This is a genomic window from Nocardioides sp. AN3 (assembly GCF_054653495.1).
Genome location: NZ_BAAIGC010000011.1, coordinates 141,571 through 162,011, shown reverse-complemented (window position 1 = coordinate 162,011; position 20,441 = coordinate 141,571). Strand labels below are relative to the sequence as shown.

The window sequence follows — 20,441 nt, the reverse complement described above, 5'->3', positions numbered from 1 at the left end:
ATAGAGAGCCACAGCCTCCTGCGATGCTGGGCAGCCGGGAATGGAGAGCGTCCCGTCGAGCACCTCGACACCAGCCTGGCCGGGCCGGAGCCGTATGAGAAGTCAACAAGTAGCCGGGAGCCGGGCACCACCCGCCTCCTCGATACAGACTCGCTCCGGACCGATGCCGTCCTGGAGCCAGCAGTTTGTCCCTCCCACGGCACCCGCACGGACGACAGCCGAGGGGAAAGGCGTTGCCATACGATTCTGATGCGGGCCACAAACGGCTCGGCGAGAAGCATCGACCGAAGACAGGGGGACGGGGTGTCGCAGGAAGCTCGTTCGCTCCGCCGTGGAGAGGGCCGCGAAGCGCTGCTCGCGGCCACCACCAAGGTCGTGGCCGAGCGCGGTCTGCGCAATGTGACGTATCGCGCCGTATCGGAAGAGGCTGGCGTGGCCCATGGTCTGGTCCGGCACCATTTCGGCAGCCGGGATGCCCTGGTGGCCGCCACCGTCCGGTATGCCGTCGAGCGCAGCGTTTCGCGCAGCTCTCTCGAGTCCGGGACCGGCTCCATCGACGAGTTCGCCAGCGGTCTCCTGGACCTGGTCGCGGGCGACCCGGAGACGCAGGCGTTTCAGTACGAGTTGATCCTCGAGGCTCGCCGTCGCCCGGAGCTCACCACGCTGGTCCGCGAGCTCAACGATGCCTACCGCGATGCGACGCGACGCGAGCTGGAACGCATGGGACTCGGCGACATTCCCGGACTTCATCTCCTGGTCTACGCGGCGCTGGACGGACTCGTCTTCCAGCGCGTGACCAACGGCGCAGAACCTGATCTCGAGCCGGCACTGGACGCGCTGCGCACGTTGCTACGAGCTGCGGCCGCCGAGGTAGCCCGTACCTGAGATGTAGAACGGCGGGGCCTGAGGATTTCAGGCGCCGCCGTTCCTCGTCCTTGGTTCAGTCGATCAGCTCGCGGGAGATCACATTGCGCCGGGCCCAACCTAGGACTGCCCCCGCGATCGCGATGATCGGAACGGTGATGCCCAGCCAGAACGCCGTCGTAGCGCTGCCGCCGATGAGGGTCTGGAAGTTGTCCAAGATCAGCCAGACGGCGATTCCGATGCCGATCGATCCGACGACCGGGGCCACCAGGGTCCGCGCCAGCGACGACTCCGAGGGCGTACGGCGGAAGAAGACGACCACCGAGATGCTGGTCATGAAGTAGAGCAGCATCATGCCAAGCACAGCGACGCCGCTGAACCAGGAGAACAGCGTGAGGACGGGGTCCTTGCCCAGGATCGCGAACGGCATGGTGAGGAGCAGGACGATGCCGGTCTGCACGGCACCGGCCACCCAGGGCGAGTGGCGCTGGTTGAGTCGAGAGACTGACCTTGGGATCACCCGGTCACGGCTGAGCGAGAACAGGTAGCGGGTGATCGAGTTGTGGAAGGCGAGGATGCCCGCAAAAAGTGACGTGGCCAGGAGGACCTCGAGCACGTCCCCGGTCCAGCTCCCGAGCTGCGCGCCGACGGCGTCGAAGACGAAGGTTGCGCCGTTTCCTGCTTCGAGCGCCTTGCCCGCGTCGTCGACGACGTTCGAGGGGCCGTAGAACGCCACCAGCATCCAGGTCACGAAGGCGAAGAAGCCGGTGATGATCAGGACCGAGAGGTACGTCGCCCGCGGGACCGTCTTGCGGGGCTCGCGAGCCTCCTCGCCGTAGATGGCGGTTGCCTCGAAGCCGAACATCGAGGCGATGGCGAACATGAGCGCGACGCCGGGGGCTCCTGCGGTGGCTGCGCTGAGGCTGAACGTGTCGGCAACTCCCAGCCCCTCGGGGCCGCCGCCCTTGAAGAGGGTGATGAGCGCGAAGAGGGACAGGAGGCTGAACTCGGCCGCCACGAACACGGCCAGCACCTTGGCGCCGATGTCGATGCCGAGCGTGCCGAGGATCTGGACGATCGCCATCGTCGCCAGGGCCCAGAACCACCACGGCAGGTCGATGCTGAAGTGCTTCACGAAGATGCCCTCGACCACCACCCCGTACAGCCCGTACATGGCAGCCTGGATGGTGTTGTAGGCGAACAGCGCCACCAGTGCGCCCGAGACGCCGGTCGTCTCCCCCAGGCCCTTGCCGATGTAGGCGTAGAAAGCGCCAGCATGGACGACGTGTCGACCCATCGCGACGAAGCCGATCGAGAAGACGAGGATGATGACGCCGGCCGCGATGTAGGCCGTAGGCACCCCAGCGCCATTGCCGATCACGATCGCGATCGGCACTGCGCCGGCGATGCCGGTGAGCGGTGCCTGGCCGGAGAAGACGAAGAAGAGGATTCCGAGCACGCCGAGCGAGTTCGGCTTGAGTCGGTGGGTCTGCACCCCGGGTACCTCGGCGCCTTCGGTGGCACCTGCGGTCAGATCGGTCATGACGGCTCCATGTCAGAAGAACTCGTTCGGGGGCGAACGTTTGGGTCAAGCGTGAGATGTGCCTCACGCCACTGTCAACGGTTTCCGAGAAGTTTTTATCCATTTGGAGAGCAAGATGGTGCAGCAGAGGGAGGTGAGTCGAGCCACCGGGTCTTGATCACCCGTCTCGATGGCTCAGGTGCTCTCGAAGGCCGTGTGCCTGCGAGCTCGCTCCACTCGGATTCGGCGCGTAGATCGACAGCATCCGGGCATAGACGGGCGCGCGATACCGCCCAGTGCTGGAGGCAAGGACCCACACTGTGTCCCCCGGCCCCGCGACGACGACTCGCCCGTCAGGCTCAACGTGCAGCTCGCCCTCGAGGACGAAGTTGTACTCGTCAAACGGATGGCTGTCGGACCACTCCGCATCGGTCAGCTCCCATTCCGTCATGGCGATCCCGTGCCAGCCAGTGGCGGAGGGTGCGACGATCACCCGGCCGGGCATCGGAGAGCCCTCCCGGGTCAACGGTGCGGCGCGGACGAGTTCGACGCTCATGCTCCGCCTCGCACCGGGATGACGGGGGGCAGAAGGGTCGCAGCGCCCAGCCGGTAGTCGGCCTCGTCGCCTTCGACCAAGCGACGCTCGCGGATGAAGGGCAGTGGCACGTCGGGGTTCGGCGAGTCGATCTCGCGGGCAAGCCGATGTCCGGAGAAGACTGCCTGCGCGATCATGCCGGGCGTGTGGGCGTCGCCGATGAGGTGGAACTGGCTGATGCCGGCCTCATTCAGACGTCCCCAATCCTCGCTGAGCTGGTCAAAGAGCGAACAGTCGGAGTAGCGGTGGGTCACCAGGGCGAGCGAGTCGCAGTCGAGCATCGTCTCCTGACCACCCCAGAGGTGGACGAGCTGGGCCTTGCCCGGTTCGTAGGCCGCCATGAGCTGCTGGGACCTGATCTCCACGCCGAGCTCGACGAGTCGTTGATACATGCGCTGCTCCTCGAGCGGGTTGCGGAGGTACGGGCCGAGGGTGTCGAAGTGCGTGACATAGGTGACCCGGCGCCCTTGGAGCGCAAGGAGCTCGGCGACGGTCGCACCCATGTGGTAACCGTCGCCGTCGACGACCGCGACATGGTCACCGAGCTGCTTGCCGTCCTTCACCAACTGCTCGGGGGTGGCTACGTCCGGGCGATCGGCGCTGGCGCCTTCGATGGGCGCATGGGTGACGGGGTTGATGCCGTCACCTGACCAGGTGGACCCGGTGGCGTTGATGACGATCTCGGCGCCGTACTCGAGCAGGGCATCGCCGTCGAGGCGCATGTTTGGGATGAACTCGACGTTGGGCAGCTTGGCGATCTGCCGTTCTCGGTACTCGACCACCCGCCGCCAGGTGGCGAGTCCGGGCATGGTGGTCATCCAGGAGAGGTGACCGCCCATGACGGGTGCGGCGTCGACGAGGTGAACGGCCTCGAAGCCTCGTTTGCCGAGCACCATCGCGGCCTCCATGCCGGCCGGTCCAGCACCGACCACCAGGACAGGCTTGGCCCGGTTTGTGGCGGTCGTGAACACCTCGGGGTGCCAGCCGCGGCGGTACTCCTCGCCGCTCGTGGCGTTCTGGGTGCACCAGATCGGCGGACCGCCCATCTCCCACCGAGACACGCAGACGTTGCAGCCGATGCACTCGCGGATGTCCTCGAAGCGGCCCTCCTCGATCTTCTTCGGGAGGAACGGGTCCGCGATCGATGGCCGCGCGGCTCCGATGATGTCGGCCTGACCGGACTTGATCACCTCGACCATGACGTCGGGGTCGGTGAAGCGGCCGACGTTGATGACCGGCTTGGTGGCGACCTCCTTGGCGATGCGCGTGTACGGCGCTTCGTGGTTGGTGGCGAAGAAGCGGCTTGATCCGGCGTCCTCGCCCCAGTTGAGCGTGCCGATGTTGATGTCCCAGTAGTCCACGTAGGGGTCGAATGCCTCGATGAAGGCACGTCCCTCGTCGGCGGCACGGACGCCGAGGTCGCCGTACCCGTAGGGGTCCTCGAGGGTGTCGATGCTGAACCGGAAGCCGATGGCGCAGTCCTCGATCTTGCTGCGGACCTCCTCGAGCACCTCGCGGGTGAAGCGGATCCGGTTCTCGAAGGTGCCGCCGTACTCGTCGGTCCGCTTGTTGTAGAAGGGGTAGAGGAAGTAGATCGGGAAGGTGCCGAGGCCCGCGTAGAAGGTCAGCAGGTCGAAGCCGGCCTCCCGCGCCCGCAGGAACCCGTCGACGTGGATCTTGCGCATCTCGGCAATGTCCCGTTTGGTCATCTGCCGGCCGTTAGCGAGGTGGTTGATGTCGTTCGGGATCTGGGAGACGGTCGTCGCGGGCGCTCGCGTCTCGGCGTTGTTCGCGAGACCACCCGAGTGGACGAGCTCGACTCCGGCGAGGCCGCCGTGGGCATGGATCGCCTCCGACATGCGGGCCAGGTTGCGGACGTCGCCGGCGTCCCACAGCTTGGAGGCGACCCAGGGCATGATGTCGCCGCCGGGTGCGATCGAGCAGACCTCGGTGAACACGGCCCCCCAGCCGCCCTCGGCCTTCAGGCCACGGAACGCGGCCTGGAGACCAGGTTTGTCGGAGCCGGCGCCGTTGCAGTGCGGTACCTGCCAGAACCGGTTTCGCAGGGTCTTCGGCCCGAGCTGGATCGGCTCGAACAGGATGTCGTACCGACTCTCACGCATGACTCTTCCCCTCTCCTTCGACCGCGCCTCAGGCGCCGTACACGGCTTGGTTGGTAGGAGCTGTGTCGACCTCGGCCTGACGTTCGGCCGCTTCGACGACGTTGGCCAGCAGGAGGGCGCGGGTCATGGGACCGACCCCGCCCGGATTCGGGGAGACCCATCCGGCGACGTCCCACACGCCTGGGGCGACATCGCCTGCGATCTTGCCGTCGGCGCCGCGCGAGACCCCGACGTCGAGCACCGCGGCGCCGGGCTTGACGATGTCGGCGGTGATGATGCCGGGCACGCCGGCGGCTGCCACGACGATGTCGGCCTGGCGGGTGTGCGCGGCCAGGTTACGGGTGCCGGTGTGGCACAGCGTGACGGTGGCGTTCTCACTGCGGCGGGTCAGTAGCAGCCCGAGGGGCCGGCCGACCGTCACGCCGCGACCGACGACTACCACCTCGGCGCCGTTGATGCCGACGTCGTGCCGGCGGAGCAGTTCGACGATGCCGTGCGGGGTGCACGGGAGCGGCGCGGTCTCGCCGAGGACGAGCCAGCCCAGGTTGGTCGGGTGGAGTCCGTCGGCGTCCTTGGCTGGGTCGATCAGGCCGAGGATGGCGTTCTCGTCCATGTGCCTTGGCAGTGGGAGCTGGACAATGTAGCCAGTGCAGGCCGGGTCCTGATTGAGGCGGATGACGGCCTCCTCGACGGCCTGCTGGGGTACGTCGGCGCGGAGGTCGATGCGGATCGACTCGATGCCGACCTCGGCGCAGTCGCGGTGCTTCCCGGCGACGTACCAGGCCGAGCCGGGATCATCGCCGATGAGGATGGTCCCGAGACCCGGGACAACGCCTTGCTCGCGGAGCTTGTCGACGCGCGCTGCTAGCTCGGTCTTGATGGCGGCGGCGGTCGCCTTGCCGTCGAGGACTCGGGCGCTCACTCGAACACCACCGTGCGGACGCCGACGAGCAGGACGCGGTCCTCGGCATGGCGCCGGACAGCTCGGGACAGCACGGCCCTCTCGACGTCGCGGCCGTGCGCGACGAGCTGGTCGGCCGTGTAGGCATGGGTGACGCGCTGGACGTCCTGCTCGATGATCGGGCCCTCGTCGAGGTCGGCGGTCACGTAGTGGGCGGTGGCTCCGATCAGCTTGACGCCGCGTGCGTGTGCCTGGTGGTAGGGCTTGGCGCCCTTGAAGCCGGGCAGGAAGGAGTGGTGGATGTTGATGACTCGTCCGGAGAGGTTGCGGCACAGGTCGTCGGACAGGACCTGCATGTAGCGAGCGAGGACGATGAGGTCGACCTCGTACTCGCGCACCAGATCGAGCAGCCTCTGCTCGGCGTCGGCCTTGGTCTCCTTCGTGACGGGGATGTGCACGAACGGGATGCCGGCCTGCTCGGCGAGGGGCTCGAGGTCCGGGTGGTTGGACACGATCACGGGGATGTCGATCGGCAGCTCGCCGGTTCCGCGCCGGTAGAGCAGGTCGACCAGGCAGTGGTCGAACTTGGAGACCATGACGAGCACGCGCCGGTGGCGGCCGGCCTCGCGGAGGGTCAGGATCGGGTCGAACCCGCCGAGGGCCTCGATGAGGCCGGATCGGACGGCCTCGACGTTCTCCACCGGCGTGTCGAACTCAGTGCGCATGCAGAAGGTGCCGGTATCCGGGTCGGAGAACTGCTGGTTCTCGACGATGTTGCCTTTGGCGGTCACCACGCCTTCGGCGAACGCACGGACGATGCCGGGTTGGTCTGGACAGCGCAGGGTCATGACGTAGCGGTTCATGGTGCTCTCTGCTTCTCTCAGCTGCGGACGCGGTTGCGCTCGGGGTCGTAGACGGGGGTGCGGGTGACCGTGGCGGTGCTGCCGTCAGCGAGGCTCAGGACGGTGTCAACCTTCGTCGAGCCAGCATCGACGCGGGCGAGCCCGAGGGTGGCTCCGTCCAGGACCGGGGAGGGGATGGCCATGGTGATCCAGCCGACGTCCTCCCCGTCGCGCAGGAGGCGCGCTCCGTCGGCGCAGTCGGGGTCAGCGTCAACGATCACGGAGACGACGCGCGAGCGGACGTTCTCCTTCAGCGCGAGGAGTGCATCCCGGCCCTGGAAGTCGGCCTTGTCGAAGTCGACGGCCCAGCCCATGCGGCACTCGAATGGGGTGCTGGTGTGGTCGTACTCGAGCTCGCCCATGATCATGCCCGCCTCTACGCGAACGGTCATCAGCGCAGCGGCGGAGGCGGCCTGAACGCCGAGGTCGGCGCCGGCCTCGAAGACCGCGTCCCACAGATCGAGGGCCCGCTCAATGGGGACCATGACCTCGTAGCCGAGCTCGGCCGTGAACCCCATGCGGTTCACATGGGCGGGGATCCCGGCCACGGCGACGGCCGGGTCGTAGCTGTAGTACGGGAACGCCTCGTTGGACAGGTCGCGGTCGGTGAGCCGCTGGAGCACCGCCCGGCTGTTCGGGCCCTGGATGCTGAGGACGGCGAGGGTGTCGCGGATCTCGGTGACGCTGGCGTCCCTGCCGGTTCCCACCCGCGCGAGTGCCTCGGCGGTGGCCGGGTTTCCTCCGATGATGCGCACGTGGTCCTCTGCCAGGACGATGCCGGTGACGTCGTCGAGCATGTGTCCGGTCTCGTCGACGACGACTCCGTAGGCGATGCGGTTCGGGCCGAGGTCTCGCAGGTTGCGCGAGAACACGGCGTCGGCGACGGCTACGGCGTCGGATCCCCGGACGTCCCACTTGAAGAGCATCGAGAACTCGAGGGCTGCGACACGGTTGCGGATGGCGTCGTACTCGCTCTCCGGGTCAGTCAGCCAGAGAGGCACAGCGAATCCGTAGATGTCGATGGCCTCGCCGGCCGTTGCGGGGAAGCGTGGGGCGAACGGGGTCGGCCGCAGGTCAGCGGCTTCGACGGTTTCGGTGGTCATGGTGTGCTCCGTTTCGGGGTCGTTCTCCGTCAAGAAGAAGGGTGTGGGGCGGCGTTCGCGGTCACCTGACCTTGACGGGCAGGGACGCGATCGAGCGGATGAAGTCTGAGTGGCCGTAGGTGATGGGCCCAGTGATCTCGACTCGGGCGAACCGGGTCACCAGGGCAGTGAAGACCTCGTCGGCCTCGGCTCGCGCGAGGACCTGGCCGGCGCACCCATGGACTCCGCCGCCGAAGGCGAGGTGCTTGCTCAGGTCGGCGTCGCGGTCGATGTCGAACGTGTCCGGCTCAGGGAAAACCTGCGGGTCGCGGTTTCCTGCTCCGATGAACAGGATCAACGGCTCACCAGCAGGGATGTCGACGCCCGCGATGCTGATCGGCTCAACCGTCAGCCGGGCCACGAACTGCTCAGGGGTGTCGAGGCGGAGGATCTCGTTGACGATGTCGCCACGCCGATCCACATGGTCGCGGTACGCGGCAAGGATCTCCGGCTGCTCGGCCATGAGCTTGATGCCGTGCACGATCAGGTAGCTGATGTCGAGGTGCCCGACGGCGAACAGCAAGGTGAGCGAGGCGATGACCTCGTCGTGCGACATCGTCCCGTCGTCCTCGAAAGCGAGGAAGCTGTCGAGCAGTCCGTCGCCCGGATTGGCTCGCTTCTCGGCGATGAGATTCTCGTTGTGCGCGATGAACCAGGCGAAGGCGCGCTCGGTTCCAGCTGCCTCTTCCTCGGTCGGCTCGAGACCGAGGCTTCGGCCGATGTCGTGGGTGGCCTGACGAACTCCGGCACCGTCCCGGACGGGCACGCCGAGCAGCTTGCTCACGGTGGCGAACGTGACGGGGAACGCAAGGTCATGCACAGCATCGAACGTGCCGCCGGCCGCGACGATGGCGTCGAGGCGCCGATGGATCTCCTCACGGGCGAACGCCACCCACTGCTGGACCGCCTTCGGGGTGAACCAGCGGCTGTGCGTGCGACGGACGCGGGTGTGCTTCGGGGCGTCCGCGCCGAGCATGCTGTCGTGCAGCGGGCTGGCCGGTCCGTAGTCGAGGTCGGCCACGCTCAGGGTGCGGTCATAGAGAAGCTTGCTGATCTCGGCATAGCCGGTCACGGCCCAGAACCCTGCTGGGTGGCGATAGACCGGCTCGTCGGCGCGCAGGGCGGCGTAGTAGGGATACGGGTCGGATCGATACGCGTCGGAGAGATACGGCAGCGGGTCGATACCCCCGGCAGGGGCCTCGGCGTTGGGGATGGTTCCGGTGGTCATCTCAGTCCTCGTCAGGCCGCATGGGTCGCCTCAGTCAGGGTCGAGTCGGCCCATTGCTGGACCGTCTCGACGAGGTCCTCACCGCTGGAGGCGTCATGGCGCCCGAACTCGCCGAATCGCTGGGCGCCCAGGGCGTCGAGGTGCTCCGCGAGGCGCGTACTTCCGAGGCTGTAGGACTCGGCATAGCCGCTGTCGCCGAGCCCGAAGATGGCGTAGCGCATGCCCCTGAGGTTCGGCTTCTCCGCGAGAAGGCGGTCGACGAATGGCTGCGCGGATGCCGGGAGCTCCCCGTCGCCGTACGTGGAGCACACGATGAGGAAGGTGTCGTCCAGGTTGAGATCGGCGGGCTCGAGGTCGATGAGGTCGACGGCGGTCGCGCCGATCGCGTCGGCGAGCTCCTCGGCGGCCATCTCGGCGTTTCCGGACTCGGTTCCGTACAGGATGGTGAGGCTCATCGGCGCTCTCCTTCGGTGACAAGGTGGGTCGTTGCAACTTGCCGGAGGTCGGCGTGTGTGCGGAGCTTGTTGCGGACGCGAGACGCGTCGGCGGTGACGCGCTCGTGGTGATCGATGCGCTGCCAGCCAGCGAAGTCGACCGCGGGCCAGGCGGCCCGCAATCTGGCGGGATGATGCGACCCGGGACAAGGCCGCTCGCGAAGGTCGGCGGTGATCGACTGCGCGACCAGTCGGGCGTCGGTGCGGGCGTCCGGGATGGCGCCTTGCGGACCGCGGCGGGCCCACCCGACTGTGTACAAGCCGTCGCCGAGTCGACCATCGGCGCTACGCCACTCGCCGCTCGCCCCGAGGTGTGTCTGCTCCGCGAACCCGATGGCGGTGAGCACGCTGTCTGCCTCGTGGTGCCAAGTGCGACCGTCAGCGGCGGCGAACACGACGCCGCGGACGCAGCCATCCGCGCCCATGACCTCGCGCGGTGTCCATCCGAAGCAGAACCGCACGCGGATCCGGTCGCCACCGATCTGGTGTTCGATCAGGTGCTTGAGCGCAGCGACTTGCGGGTTGGCGGGTTCGTCCATTGCGTCGACAGCGAAGTCGACACCGGCGAGCTTTGCTAGTTCCTTGACCATCGCCGGGTCGAACTTCGCCGAACGCGCCCCGCTTCGTCCGACGACGACGATCTCTTGGACCGCAGGTCGATGAATGAGGTCGTGCACTTCGGGATGTAGGTCGCTACCCGCGAAGTCGTCCGGGTGCTTGGCGATCAGCCGCACGAGGTCGATGGCGACGTTGCCGTTGCCGATGACGACGACACGCTCCCCCAGGCGAGGCTTCAGGCCGTGCTCGTCCGGGTGCCCGTTAAGCAGTCGAGTGATCTGCCCGGAACCGTAGACACCGGTCAGGTACTCGCCGGGGATGTTGAGTCTCCTGTCCACACAGAGGCCGGTGGCGAGCACAACGACGTCGTAGTGCGCACGCAGATCGTCCAGATCGACGTCGACGCCGACCTCGATGCCGCCGTTGAACGTCACGCCGCCACGCTCGAAGAGGCGGTCGAACTGCTTGGTGACCGCCTTCGTGCCCTGGTGGTCCGCCGCGACCCCGTAGCGGATCAGGCCGTAGGGCACCGGGAGTCGATCGATGACGGTGATCTCAGCATCGGGCCAGTCTTTGCGCAGGCCCTGGGCCGTGTAGCACCCCGCCGGGCCGCTGCCGACGATCGCGATGTGCGGTTGAGAGGACATCGAGCACCTCTGAGGTCTGATTGATCCGGGCTGACGTGCGCTGCGTCACACGCCGTGGAGAGGACTCTAACCCCGTTACTGCCCAAATGGATAGTAAGGATCAGAAATTCGTTTGGCCCCAGTCGTTCCAGGGCGCTGGGCGCCGATGTCGATGTCGATGTACACCCTTGACAGAACGGAGTGCCTGGGTGCTACTTAGGTCCAAGACTGACCATTTGGATAGCACCGACCGCGGTGGTCGCCAAGCGGAAGAGGTGGGCTTCACTTGACTCTGACGGAGCCACAGGCGACCACCCCGATGACCGCGGCGCCTGGTTCTACCGAGTCCGACTCGATCGAGGTTGCGCGGCTCATCAGGACGTGTGCCCGAAAGCTTTGGCCGTCGAGCCGAGCAGCCGCGAACTCGGCATCGATGCTGGGGCGTCGCGACGAGGAAATCCTCATGGAGCTCGCGACCGTCCAGAGCGGAGCAACGCCTGGAGAGCTCGCACGGCGCTGCCATGTCAGTCCGTCAACGATCTCCAGCAGACTGAACCGACTCGAGAGTCTCGGGCTGGTCGAGCGGGCGATGGATCCCCGAGACAGGCGTCGACAGCGGGTCAAAGTCACTAAAGCAGCGCTGGAGGGACGAACGCTAGGACCCGTGAGCACAGAGGACCTGTCGGCAATTCACGCGTTGACGCGAGCCGAGCTCCACTCGCTCCGAGGGCTTCTCCGGAAGCTTGCCGAGTGACCACTGGCCGGCGGCTATCCCAGATGCGAGGCCACGAGGGCGCCGGCACGTGACGTCCGTATGCGTTGGCAAAGCGCCTTTCCCGTCTCTCCTGCCCCCACCTGAGGTCCGCCAATAGCAAGACGATCTCTGGCTTCATCGTTGATGTCGTCGGCTCATGGCGACTCTGCAGAACCAATCCCTCCTGACCTGTTCCAGCGCCCAGATCGAGCCGGGAGAACATGCGTCCGAGCATGGAGGAACTGAGTGCGTCATTCCGCCGGATGTCCGCCGCGACTCGGCCGACCGTCGAGGGTGCGTCATAGCCGCGAGCCGGCGCTAGCGACCCATTGCCGGATCTGCGGAGATCCGGTTACCGAGGAAGGAACGGCGAGTAGTCGCGCCACCCTGGGTGGTCGCCCTGGAACCAGAGGACACCATCTGGATCTGCGAGCAACTCATCTTCCAGGGAGCCCAACGGTTCCCCCAACTCGCAGATCGCAATATGCAAGCCCTGCGCTTCGGGAGGGACACCCGGGTCGAGGGTACGGCGGAGCCCCAGCAAGCCAGGAGCGTCGTCGCGCTCGAACACGATGCAGATCGTGTCTGCGTTCGGGACCCAAGCACCCCACACGTGTGGCGGCGGTTCTGGCCCCGAATCCACGTTCCGCAGCACCACGTCGAGGCACAGCCACGCATCCTCGCGTCCTCGGGTTCGCGCCACGGACACACGTTAGCGGCGTTCGTTCGGGCGCATCCGGTTCTGCTGCCGTCATGGTGCGCTCGGCCGACGAGCAACACCGGCATCCAGTCCACCGGCTGTCGCAAACCGCCGGACAACTGGAGCCGGGATCGACGATAATCGGGCGGTGGCCGACCCGATGCTGTCCTTGCCGCCGCGTGCCAGCGTCTCGTCGGTGCCTGGCGCCGTGTCCGCAGCCACCGTCACCACGATCGCTACCGCGGGGATCACTGGGGCAGCGGTGCTGTTTGCAGCCATTGGATACGCCGTTGTCGGCCGCACGGTGCTTGAGAACTTCGACGGCACCGGCTCCATCGTTGCGTGGTTCTTCGCCATCGTCGGAACCGTGCTTGGGTTGTGCGCGGCCGCCCTCGTCGCGGGTGTGGGCCTGATTCTGCAGCGCCGCTGGGCCTGGTGGGCGCTCTTGGTGCTCGCACCAGTCACGGCAGTGCTCGGCGTCCTGGCGAGCTACCACGTCCTTCCACTATTGGTCACGGCCGCCGCCTCGGTGGTCTTTGTCCTTCTACTGCTTCCTTCGACTCGGGCATGGATCGTGGCCCCGCGGCAGTAAGCGGATCCGGCCTCACTGTCGTTGGCCAACCGCATTGACACGTCGGCCGCTGACGGCGCGCTCCAGCAGGCGCGTCACTCCGCCGCGAGCAGGCGTGCGTTCACGGCAGCCGCGGACGCCCGCGGCTGCCAAGATCAGCGGCGCCGCCGGAGGGGCAACGCGTACCCAGCCGCTATGGTCCCGCCTCGTGCAGCAATACCGAATCCGTCGGCCAGTGGCGTTGGTGAGCGCAGGATTGGCCCCCATCGCGCTCGGAGCCGTCGCGGTTGGCATCGGCGCCTGGATCGGCGCGTCCGCCCTGGCCGGAGCGGTCGTATTCGCATTGGTTCTCTTGTTCAACGTCCCCCGCACCTACGCGCGTATCCGCCGACGTACGCTGACGGTCACGAAAGCCGGCCTCGACGTACAGCGCGACCAGTACCGACTCCACATCCCGTGGAGCGGAGTCACAGCAGTGGCCCGCCGCCGCCACCAGCTGGTGTGGAAGGTAGAAGAGCTGATCATCGGAGGGGCGGAAGTCGTCGCGCTTGGCGCCAACGGAGAGCCGACGAATCCGCCGGAGGGTCTCCATGGCCACGCGGCGACCACGAGGATCCTGCTCAGCTTGTACAGCCCGAATTGGCGCGAGGAGCCGATCGGCGAATGCCTGCGCCAGCTAGGGATCGCCGGAGCGTCATAACGCCGGGATCGAACGCGGCAGGGTCGGGCAGCACGGCCTGGAGTTGGGTGATCGCGTCGTCGGCGCTGCTTGGGCCGAGACCCTGTTGCTGGAGTCGACGACAGCCCAATTCGCCCCACGCGTCACGATCTGTTCGATCTCGGGCACGCCAGTCGGCGGGGCTTCAGCGACAGTACGAGGATGGACTCTCGTGAAAGGCCGCTGCATCATTGGCGCGATCCCAACGGCAGATGTCGGGGTGCGGCGACCATGACCCACGCAGTCGAGGCGACGCCGAGCGCTACAGTCCGACGGTCAACTTCCTCGTCGACGCTCGCGACCCCATCTCTCGCGATGGGCCGATACCGCGAAGCGCAGGCACTTCAGAGTACGGGCCGTAGACCACGAGGAGGCAGGCGGCGACAGGCGAAAGTTCGCACGGTGGTGACGCGATTACACCACTTTATTGAACAAAAGTGGTGTAACATGAGGTGATGAGTGCGCAGCTGGGAGGTTTCGCCGTCAAGCTCGAGAGCCGGCCCTGGCGTAGCACTCCGGATCAGGCCGCCTCCCGTCGTCAGCGGATGGCGGCGCGCGGCCCGTACCAGGCTGCGCTCCCGGCGCGGATCGCGGAGCTGCCGGTCCACGTGCGCGCGGAGGTTCAAGCCGAGGCGGAGGACGCGGTTCGAGAGATCACCCGATTCGACGCGGAGGTGGCTGCTCTGGCCGCCCGGCGGGCCGACTCCGAGGGCGAGGACGCCGCGACGGAACTGGCCCCGCTGGCGGCGGTCTTGTTGCGGACGGAGTCGGCATCCTCTTCCGAGATCGAGGGCGTGACTGCCGGGGCGCGTGCTCTGGCGCTTGCTGCGATCGACGCGAGGACGGGGCCGAACGCGCAGCTCGTCACGGGCAACGTCCTCGCGATGCAGCGCGCGGTCGAGCTAGCCGACGCGATCAGCATCGAGTCGATCCTGGCTGCGCACGAGGCTCTCCTGGACGGGCATGAGTACGCCGCTCCTGGGCGGTTCCGGACGTCCCAGGTATGGATCGGAAGCAATACGATCAGCCCGCACACGGCGTCGTTCGTGCCGCCGCATCACTCGCGGGTGGAGGCCGCCATGGGAGACCTGATCGCTTTCGTGGATCGGGTCGACTTGCCCATCCTGGTCCAGTGTTCGATCGCGCACGCTCAGTTCGAGACCATCCACCCCTTCAACGACGGCAACGGCCGCGTGGGCCGGACGCTCGTTCACGCCATGCTGCGCCACTCCGATGTGACCCGCCGGCTGACCGTGCCGGTGTCAGCCGGTCTCCTGACCGACACGTCGGCGTACTTCAGTGCGCTCACGGCCTACCGCGAGGGCGACGTCGAGCCCATCATCCAGCAGTTCGCGAACGCGTCGTTCCGAGCGGTCAGCAACGGGCGTCAACTGGTCGACGAGCTGGGACGGGTGTACGACGGCTGGATCGACCGCTTGCCTTCACGCCGCGGCTCGGCGGCACGCCGGTTGCTCCCGCATCTGCTCAACCAGCCTGCCGTGAACGTCGGCTACGTCCAGACAGCGACCGGCGTCGCTCTGTCGGCCGCCCAGCGTGCGATCGAGCAACTAGTGGAGGCCGAGATCGTCGCGCCGGTAGGCGCCCGCAAGCGCAACCGCGTGTGGTTGGCGCAGGAGGTGGTCGACGCGCTCGACGCCTTCGCCGAGCGCGTCGGCCGTCGCGGGTGATCTCGAGGGCCCAGCGTCACCCGTCCATAGGCGTGCCTAGCCCTCGTTACGCGCAATTCGGGCCGCTTGATCAACGCGTTCCGCTGCTTCACGGACACGTCCACGAGTCGCTCCGCGAGCGATGTACAGAGCTCGGGACCTTGGGGGATGCCCTCGGCGGGCTGGTGAGGCCCGAGAACTCGATCGCGTTCTGTCGGCGCTTCGTGGCAGTCTCGTCCGCCCCGATACCGGCCGAGAGGAGGCAGGTGTGACCGTGTGGTTCACCGCCGACCAGCACTTCGGGCACGCCCGTCTGCTGGAGCTCTCCACGCGACGCGGCGCTGCCTTCCACGACGTCCGGGACATGAACGCCCAATTGATCACGAACTGGAACACGGTCGTCGCGCCCGAGGACACCGTCTACGTGCTCGGCGACGTCGACATGCATGGCAAGAGTCTCGCCCTCATCGAGCAGCTCGTCGGTACCAAGATCCTCATCAGCGGCAACCACGACGCCTGCTGGGGCGGCGTACGCGGCGGTTGGAAGGCCCGCGCCGAGTATCTGGCCGCCGGGTTCGACGCGGTCATGGACTTCGCCGTCACCGCGCTGGCGCCCCTGCGCCCGCAGGCGCCAGCGACGCGGGTGCTGCTCTCCCACTTCCCCTATGCCGGGGACTCTCACGACGAGGACAGGTACGCCCAGTTCCGGTTGCGCGATGAGGGCACCGTGCTGCTCCACGGCCACGTCCACGACGCATTCCGCGAGCGGCGCACCAAGAATGGCACCTGGGGGATCAACGTCGGCGTCGACTGGTGGGACTACGTACCCGTCTCTGCCGAACGGCTCGCCCAGCACCTGGAGGACCTGCGCCACGGCCGGATCGAGCCGATCTCATGAGCACCGTCGCACTCGCCGGGGACTGGCACGGCAACGCTGCGTGGGCACGTGCCCGCATCGCCGACGTCGCCGCCCGTGGGGTTACGTTGATCCTGCACCTGGGCGACTTCGGGATCTGGCCCGGACCATCCGGCAAGCAGTACCTCCTCGAGATAGAGAAGACCTGCGCCGAGCACGGCGTCGGCATCTGGATCACCCCAGGCAACCACGAGGACTGGGGTCGCCTTACCTTGTTGTGGTCCCACCCCAAACACGCCGGCAAGCCGCTGCACCTGACGGAGAATATCGCCGTCCTCCCGCGCGGCTACCGCTTCACTCTCGAAGGCCGGCACTTCGTCTCCCTGGGTGGCGCGCCGTCGGTCGACCTGGAGCACCGCAGCGTGGGCAAAGCCTGGTGGGCCGAGGAGATGATCACGCCCGAGGACGTCGCTGCGGTGGTCGAAGGGGGGGTACGCCGACGTGATGCTCGCCCACGACGCACCGCTGTCGCCCTACGAGGTCGACCGGGTCGCCTTCATCCGCACCCACAACGAGTGGGGCTGGCCCGAGCGCGCCCTTGCGTACGCCCGGGTCGGCGCCGAGCGGATGCACGAGGCCTTCCTCGGCGTCGCTCCACGGCTCTTCACCCACGGGCACTACCACGTCGACGGAGAGGCGACCGTGCGTGTGCCCGGTCGGGATCATCAGACCCGGATCTGGTCGCTAAACTGCGACGGCGTTGGCGGGAACCTGCGCTACCTCGACCTCGCCACGTTGGCCGACCCCGCGTAGGCAGGAAATGCGTTGCGCCACTCCGCCCCACTGGCCAACGCTCTCTGAAGGGCCTTCTGGCTGAATCGGGCTCAGGCGGCAGCAACCGCATGACGCTCCGCCGGCTGCGCCAGGTGAGCACTCCAGACGTACGCTGACGTGCGTGCCACCGAAGATCTGGTCCCCGCGCCTGTGGGGTGCCCATCTGCTGGCACTGGTCCTGCTCGCCGGCACGGTGGGCCTCGGCCTGTGGCAGCTCGGGGTCTGGCGTGAGCACCGCGACGCGAAGACGGCGGACGCCACGAAGGCGGCGGCCAAGCCGCTCAAGGACGTGATGGGGCCCGACGACCCGTTCCCGGGCCTGATGACCGGCCACCCGGTCGAGCTGAGCGGCACGTGGGTGCCGGGCGGCACCGTCTACATCAGCGGTCGCGAGCAGGGGGGCACGAAGGGCTACTGGGTCGTCACCCCGGTCGCCGTCGGAGGCGAGGGCCAGCCCGCCATGCCGGTGGTGCGCGGCTGGGTCGCCCACCTCGACGACGCGCCTGCTCCCGTGAGCGGCCCCGTGACGCTCACCGGGTGGCTCCAGCCGCCCGAAGGTGACGCGGGCGTGGTCGACGACAACCCGACCGACGACGTCCTGCCCCAGCTGCGCATCGCCGATGTCATCCAGCATGTGGACCAGGACCTCTACGGCGGCTACGTGGTCGACGAGAAGCCTGGACCAGGGCTCCAGCGGGCCACGCTCGAGCAGCTGCCCGATGCGGGGACGCTCACGGGCCTGCGGAACTTCCTCTACGGACTCGAGTGGTGGGTCTTCGGTGGGTTCGTCGTCTTCATCTGGTGGCGTCACATCCGGGAGGTCACCTCGACCTCCCCTGAGAGCGACTCTCAGGCGAGCGTCGTACCCTCAGCGCCGTGACCAAGCTCTTCGCCGCCTACCGCGTGCTCGCGATCCTGGTGGGCGTCTTCCTGCTGTCCGCGAGCATCGACTGGGTCCTGCACGCGATCAACAGCAGCGTCCCTGACCTGTGGTGGCTGTGGATGCTGCACGGCTGGATCTACATCGTCTACCTGGTGGTGGCGTTCGTCCTGACCCACCGGTTGGGCTGGACGATCATGGAGTTCGTGCTCATGCTGGTCGCCGGTCTCATCCCCGGCCTCATCTTCTGGGTGGAGCACCGCGCGGTGCAGCGCATCGTCGCCGAGCACCCCGAGCTGGCTCGGGGTGCTCGCACGGACGCTGTCAGCTCGAGCTGACCTCAGTTGGAGCTGTACGGCGGCTTGTCGGTCGGCGTGCTCAGGTCCTCGACCGGCGGATCCGTGTAGAGCGTCTCGGCCGGCGTCTCCGGCGTCGAGACCGGACCGGCGGACGTCCAGTCGGTCGAGCCGCCGCCCATGGCCTTCTTCGCCAACACGCCGGCCGCGGCGGCGAGACCGCCGAGCAGCAGGAGCATGAGCGTGTTCCGACGGCGGTGCGACTTCTTCTGCTGGCCGCTGAGCTCCTGCGCCTTGGCCTCGGCGAACTCCTTCGCCTGGGTGGCGCGCTCCGCGGCCATGGTGGCGCCGGCCGCGACGATCGGAGCCGTCTTGGCGGCGGCGTCCTGAAGCGCGGGCTTGGCGGTCTCCTCGAGGAAGGGCTTCGCCGTGTTCTCGAGGAACTCCTGCGCGGCCTCGACGGCCGTCTCGACCACGTCGGTGGTCACTTCGGTGGCACGATCGAGAAGGGTGCTGCGCCTGGTCATCGTGGGGCCTCCTGACGTCGATGGCATTGAGCAGGCGTGCGAGGATCAACCCGCACTCACATCAGCAGTACCCACACTAAAGAAGGACAGTCATGGCGGACCAGCAGGCCATCCTCCACACCAACCGGGGTGATATCACCCTGAACCTCTTCCCGAACCACGCTCCGGAGACGGTGGCGAACTTCGTCGGCCTCGCGAAGGGCGAGAAGGCCTACGACGCCGGCAACGGCAAGACCGGCCCCTTCTACGACGGTCTCACCTTCCACCGCGTCATCGACGGCTTCATGCTCCAGGGTGGCTGCCCGCTGGGCACCGGCACCGGTGGCCCCGGCTACACCTTCAAGGACGAGCCGCACCCCGAGCTCGTCTTCGACAAGCCCTACCTGCTCGCGATGGCCAACGCCGGCCCCGGCACCAACGGCTCCCAGTTCTTCATCACCGTCGCCCCCACGACGTGGCTCAACTTCAAGCACACCATCTTCGGCGAGGTGGCCGACCAGGCGTCCCGCGACGTCGTGGACGCGATCGGCAAGACGCCGACCGGCCCGGGCGACAAGCCGAAGGACGCTGTCGTCATCGAGTCCGTCGAGATCGTCTGACGCGGACTCACCGTGACAGAGCCCTCCGGGGCCGGGGTGCCGACCTGCTATCGGCACCCCGGCCGCGAGGCTCACATCCGCTGCCAGCGGTGTGAGCGCCCGATCTGCCCCGAGTGCATGGTCCCCGCCGCCGTCGGGTTCCAGTGCCCGGAGTGCGTGAAGCAGGCTCGGAGCGAGCAGCGTCCGCTGCGGACGACGTACGGCGGCCTCCGGCCCTCCGCCCCCGGCTTCGTCTCGACCGTGCTCGTCGGGATCAACGTCGCGGTCTGGCTGCTCATCACGATCACCGGCGGCGCCACCAGCCGGCTGGTGGCCATCCTCGCGCTGCGGCCGCGGCAGCTGTGCGTTGTGGGCGCCGCCCCCAGCGACGCCTCCCACAGTCTGTGTTCGGCACACGGAGGCACGTACTACCCCGGGGTCAGCGACGGCGCCTACTGGCAGCTCGTGACCAGCGCGTTCACCCACGTCGAGGTGCTGCACATCGGCTTCAACATGCTCGCCCTGTGGATTCTGGGGCCGCAGGTCGAGATGCTCTTCGGACGCGCGCGCTTCATCGCGCTCTACCTCGTCTCGGCGCTGGCGGGGTCGGCGCTCGTCTACGCGACGGTGCCGTCGTACCTCCCCACCCTCGGCGCCTCCGGGGCCATCTTCGGCCTCATGGGGGCTTTGCTCGTCATCGCGATCCGCACCCGCACGAGCGTGGGGTCGCTGCTGATCTGGATCGGCATCAACGCCGTCTTCACGCTCACCATCCCGAACATCTCCTGGCAGGGCCACCTGGGCGGCTTCATCGGCGGCGTCCTGGTCGCCGCCATCATTGTCTGGGCGCCTCGGCAGCGGCGCCAGGTGGTGCAGTGGAGCGGGATCGCCGGCATCACCGTCGCCCTGCTGGTCGCCATCGCGGTCCGGACGCTCGCGCTCAGCTGAGGCGGCGGTCCCCTGCATGCTCGTCGAGGTATGCAGACGAATGCGCACTTCCCTCGCGGAACTCCGCATGGGGAGTGACGACTCGGCTGCATACCTCGATGAGCATCCAGGGGTGCACCGGAGGCCGAGAGGGCTCACGCCGCAGCTCCATGCCAAG

General features: G+C 67.6%; 21 protein-coding genes and 1 pseudogene. 12 read left to right on the top strand and 10 right to left on the bottom strand.

Translation table 11 applies throughout. From position 1 onward, the window contains the following. The coding region (locus ACYQ1K_RS14490) for a TetR/AcrR family transcriptional regulator (protein WP_459983784.1) at positions 1-885 on the top strand (885 nt) is incomplete at its 5' end. Positions 886-940: 55 nt separating this feature from the next. On the opposite strand, the gene ACYQ1K_RS14485 is transcribed toward ACYQ1K_RS14490, so the two are convergent. The 9 genes from ACYQ1K_RS14485 to ACYQ1K_RS14445 form a co-directional block, all read right to left on the bottom strand. Continuing rightward, positions 941-2,407, bottom strand: a complete 1,467-nt coding sequence (locus tag ACYQ1K_RS14485; RefSeq protein ID WP_459983782.1) for an APC family permease — start codon at positions 2,405-2,407, stop codon at positions 941-943. Between the two features lie 157 nt (positions 2,408-2,564). Continuing rightward, positions 2,565-2,942, bottom strand: coding sequence for a cupin domain-containing protein (locus tag ACYQ1K_RS14480; protein ID WP_459983780.1), 378 nt, complete (start codon positions 2,940-2,942; stop codon positions 2,565-2,567). After that, entirely contained in the window at positions 2,939-5,104 is a 2,166-nt protein-coding gene (locus ACYQ1K_RS14475; RefSeq protein ID WP_459983778.1) for an oxidoreductase, read from the bottom strand. The genes ACYQ1K_RS14480 and ACYQ1K_RS14475 overlap by 4 nt, the downstream gene beginning before the upstream one ends. Positions 5,105-5,132: 28 nt before the next feature. After that, positions 5,133-6,026 (bottom strand): bifunctional methylenetetrahydrofolate dehydrogenase/methenyltetrahydrofolate cyclohydrolase, encoded by an 894-nt coding sequence (locus ACYQ1K_RS14470; RefSeq protein WP_459983777.1) that lies wholly within the window; start codon positions 6,024-6,026, stop codon positions 5,133-5,135. Next, entirely contained in the window at positions 6,023-6,868 is an 846-nt protein-coding gene (purU, locus tag ACYQ1K_RS14465; protein WP_459983775.1) for a formyltetrahydrofolate deformylase, read from the bottom strand. The genes ACYQ1K_RS14470 and purU overlap by 4 nt, the downstream gene beginning before the upstream one ends. A 17-nt stretch (positions 6,869-6,885) precedes the next feature. Further along, on the bottom strand, positions 6,886-8,010 hold the full coding sequence (locus ACYQ1K_RS14460) for an aminomethyl transferase family protein (RefSeq protein ID WP_459983773.1): 1,125 nt from the start codon (positions 8,008-8,010) through the stop codon (positions 6,886-6,888). A 61-nt stretch (positions 8,011-8,071) separates the two neighbouring features. Then, positions 8,072-9,277, bottom strand: a complete 1,206-nt coding sequence (locus ACYQ1K_RS14455; protein ID WP_459983772.1) for a cytochrome P450 — start codon at positions 9,275-9,277, stop codon at positions 8,072-8,074. A gap of 11 nt (positions 9,278-9,288) precedes the next feature. Further along, complete coding sequence (locus ACYQ1K_RS14450) at positions 9,289-9,732, bottom strand: flavodoxin domain-containing protein (protein ID WP_459983770.1); 444 nt, start codon at positions 9,730-9,732, stop codon at positions 9,289-9,291. Further along, on the bottom strand, positions 9,729-10,976 hold the full coding sequence (locus ACYQ1K_RS14445) for an FAD-dependent oxidoreductase (protein WP_459983769.1): 1,248 nt from the start codon (positions 10,974-10,976) through the stop codon (positions 9,729-9,731). The genes ACYQ1K_RS14450 and ACYQ1K_RS14445 overlap by 4 nt, the downstream gene beginning before the upstream one ends. Positions 10,977-11,274: 298 nt before the next feature. On the opposite strand from ACYQ1K_RS14445, the gene ACYQ1K_RS14440 reads away from it, so the two are divergent. The 9 genes and pseudogenes from ACYQ1K_RS14440 to ACYQ1K_RS14400 all read left to right on the top strand — a co-directional run bounded on the left by ACYQ1K_RS14440 (position 11,275) and on the right by ACYQ1K_RS14400 (position 18,273). Next, positions 11,275-11,709: a MarR family winged helix-turn-helix transcriptional regulator gene (locus tag ACYQ1K_RS14440; protein ID WP_459983767.1), complete on the top strand. Its 435-nt coding sequence runs from the start codon at positions 11,275-11,277 to the stop codon at positions 11,707-11,709. An 848-nt stretch (positions 11,710-12,557) separates the two neighbouring features. After that, a complete protein-coding gene (locus ACYQ1K_RS14435) occupies positions 12,558-13,001 on the top strand; it encodes a hypothetical protein (RefSeq protein ID WP_459983765.1) in 444 nt (147 codons plus the stop codon). A gap of 235 nt (positions 13,002-13,236) precedes the next feature. Next, on the top strand, positions 13,237-13,680 hold the full coding sequence (locus tag ACYQ1K_RS14430; protein WP_459983763.1) for a hypothetical protein: 444 nt from the start codon (positions 13,237-13,239) through the stop codon (positions 13,678-13,680). Positions 13,681-14,153: 473 nt separating this feature from the next. After that, positions 14,154-15,386, top strand: a complete 1,233-nt coding sequence (locus tag ACYQ1K_RS14425; RefSeq protein WP_459983761.1) for a Fic family protein — start codon at positions 14,154-14,156, stop codon at positions 15,384-15,386. Positions 15,387-15,633: 247 nt separating this feature from the next. Then, positions 15,634-16,263 (top strand): metallophosphoesterase family protein, encoded by a 630-nt coding sequence (locus ACYQ1K_RS14420; protein ID WP_459983759.1) that lies wholly within the window; start codon positions 15,634-15,636, stop codon positions 16,261-16,263. After that, positions 16,260-16,655, top strand: a pseudogene (locus ACYQ1K_RS14415) (metallophosphoesterase); the annotation flags it as partial. The gene ACYQ1K_RS14420 and the pseudogene ACYQ1K_RS14415, both read left to right, overlap by 4 nt. A 70-nt stretch (positions 16,656-16,725) precedes the next feature. After that, positions 16,726-17,034: a hypothetical protein gene (locus tag ACYQ1K_RS14410; RefSeq protein ID WP_459983787.1), complete on the top strand. Its 309-nt coding sequence runs from the start codon at positions 16,726-16,728 to the stop codon at positions 17,032-17,034. A 142-nt stretch (positions 17,035-17,176) separates the two neighbouring features. Beyond that, positions 17,177-17,935, top strand: coding sequence for an SURF1 family protein (locus ACYQ1K_RS14405; protein ID WP_459983758.1), 759 nt, complete (start codon positions 17,177-17,179; stop codon positions 17,933-17,935). Next, entirely contained in the window at positions 17,932-18,273 is a 342-nt protein-coding gene (locus ACYQ1K_RS14400; RefSeq protein WP_459983756.1) for a DUF3817 domain-containing protein, read from the top strand. The genes ACYQ1K_RS14405 and ACYQ1K_RS14400 overlap by 4 nt, the downstream gene beginning before the upstream one ends. Before the next feature lie 2 nt (positions 18,274-18,275). Here ACYQ1K_RS14400 and ACYQ1K_RS14395 read toward each other — a convergent pair whose 3' ends face one another. Beyond that, positions 18,276-18,758 carry a hypothetical protein gene (locus tag ACYQ1K_RS14395; RefSeq protein WP_459983754.1) on the bottom strand — a complete coding sequence of 161 codons (483 nt, stop codon included), beginning with the start codon at positions 18,756-18,758 and terminating at the stop codon, positions 18,276-18,278. Between the two features lie 92 nt (positions 18,759-18,850). Between ACYQ1K_RS14395 and ACYQ1K_RS14390 the strand changes: the two genes are divergently transcribed. Then, positions 18,851-19,357, top strand: a complete 507-nt coding sequence (locus ACYQ1K_RS14390; RefSeq protein WP_459983752.1) for a peptidylprolyl isomerase — start codon at positions 18,851-18,853, stop codon at positions 19,355-19,357. 12 nt (positions 19,358-19,369) lie between these two features. Further along, positions 19,370-20,284 carry a rhomboid family intramembrane serine protease gene (locus ACYQ1K_RS14385; protein WP_459983750.1) on the top strand — a complete coding sequence of 305 codons (915 nt, stop codon included), beginning with the start codon at positions 19,370-19,372 and terminating at the stop codon, positions 20,282-20,284. The last annotated feature ends 157 nt before the right edge of the window (positions 20,285-20,441 follow it).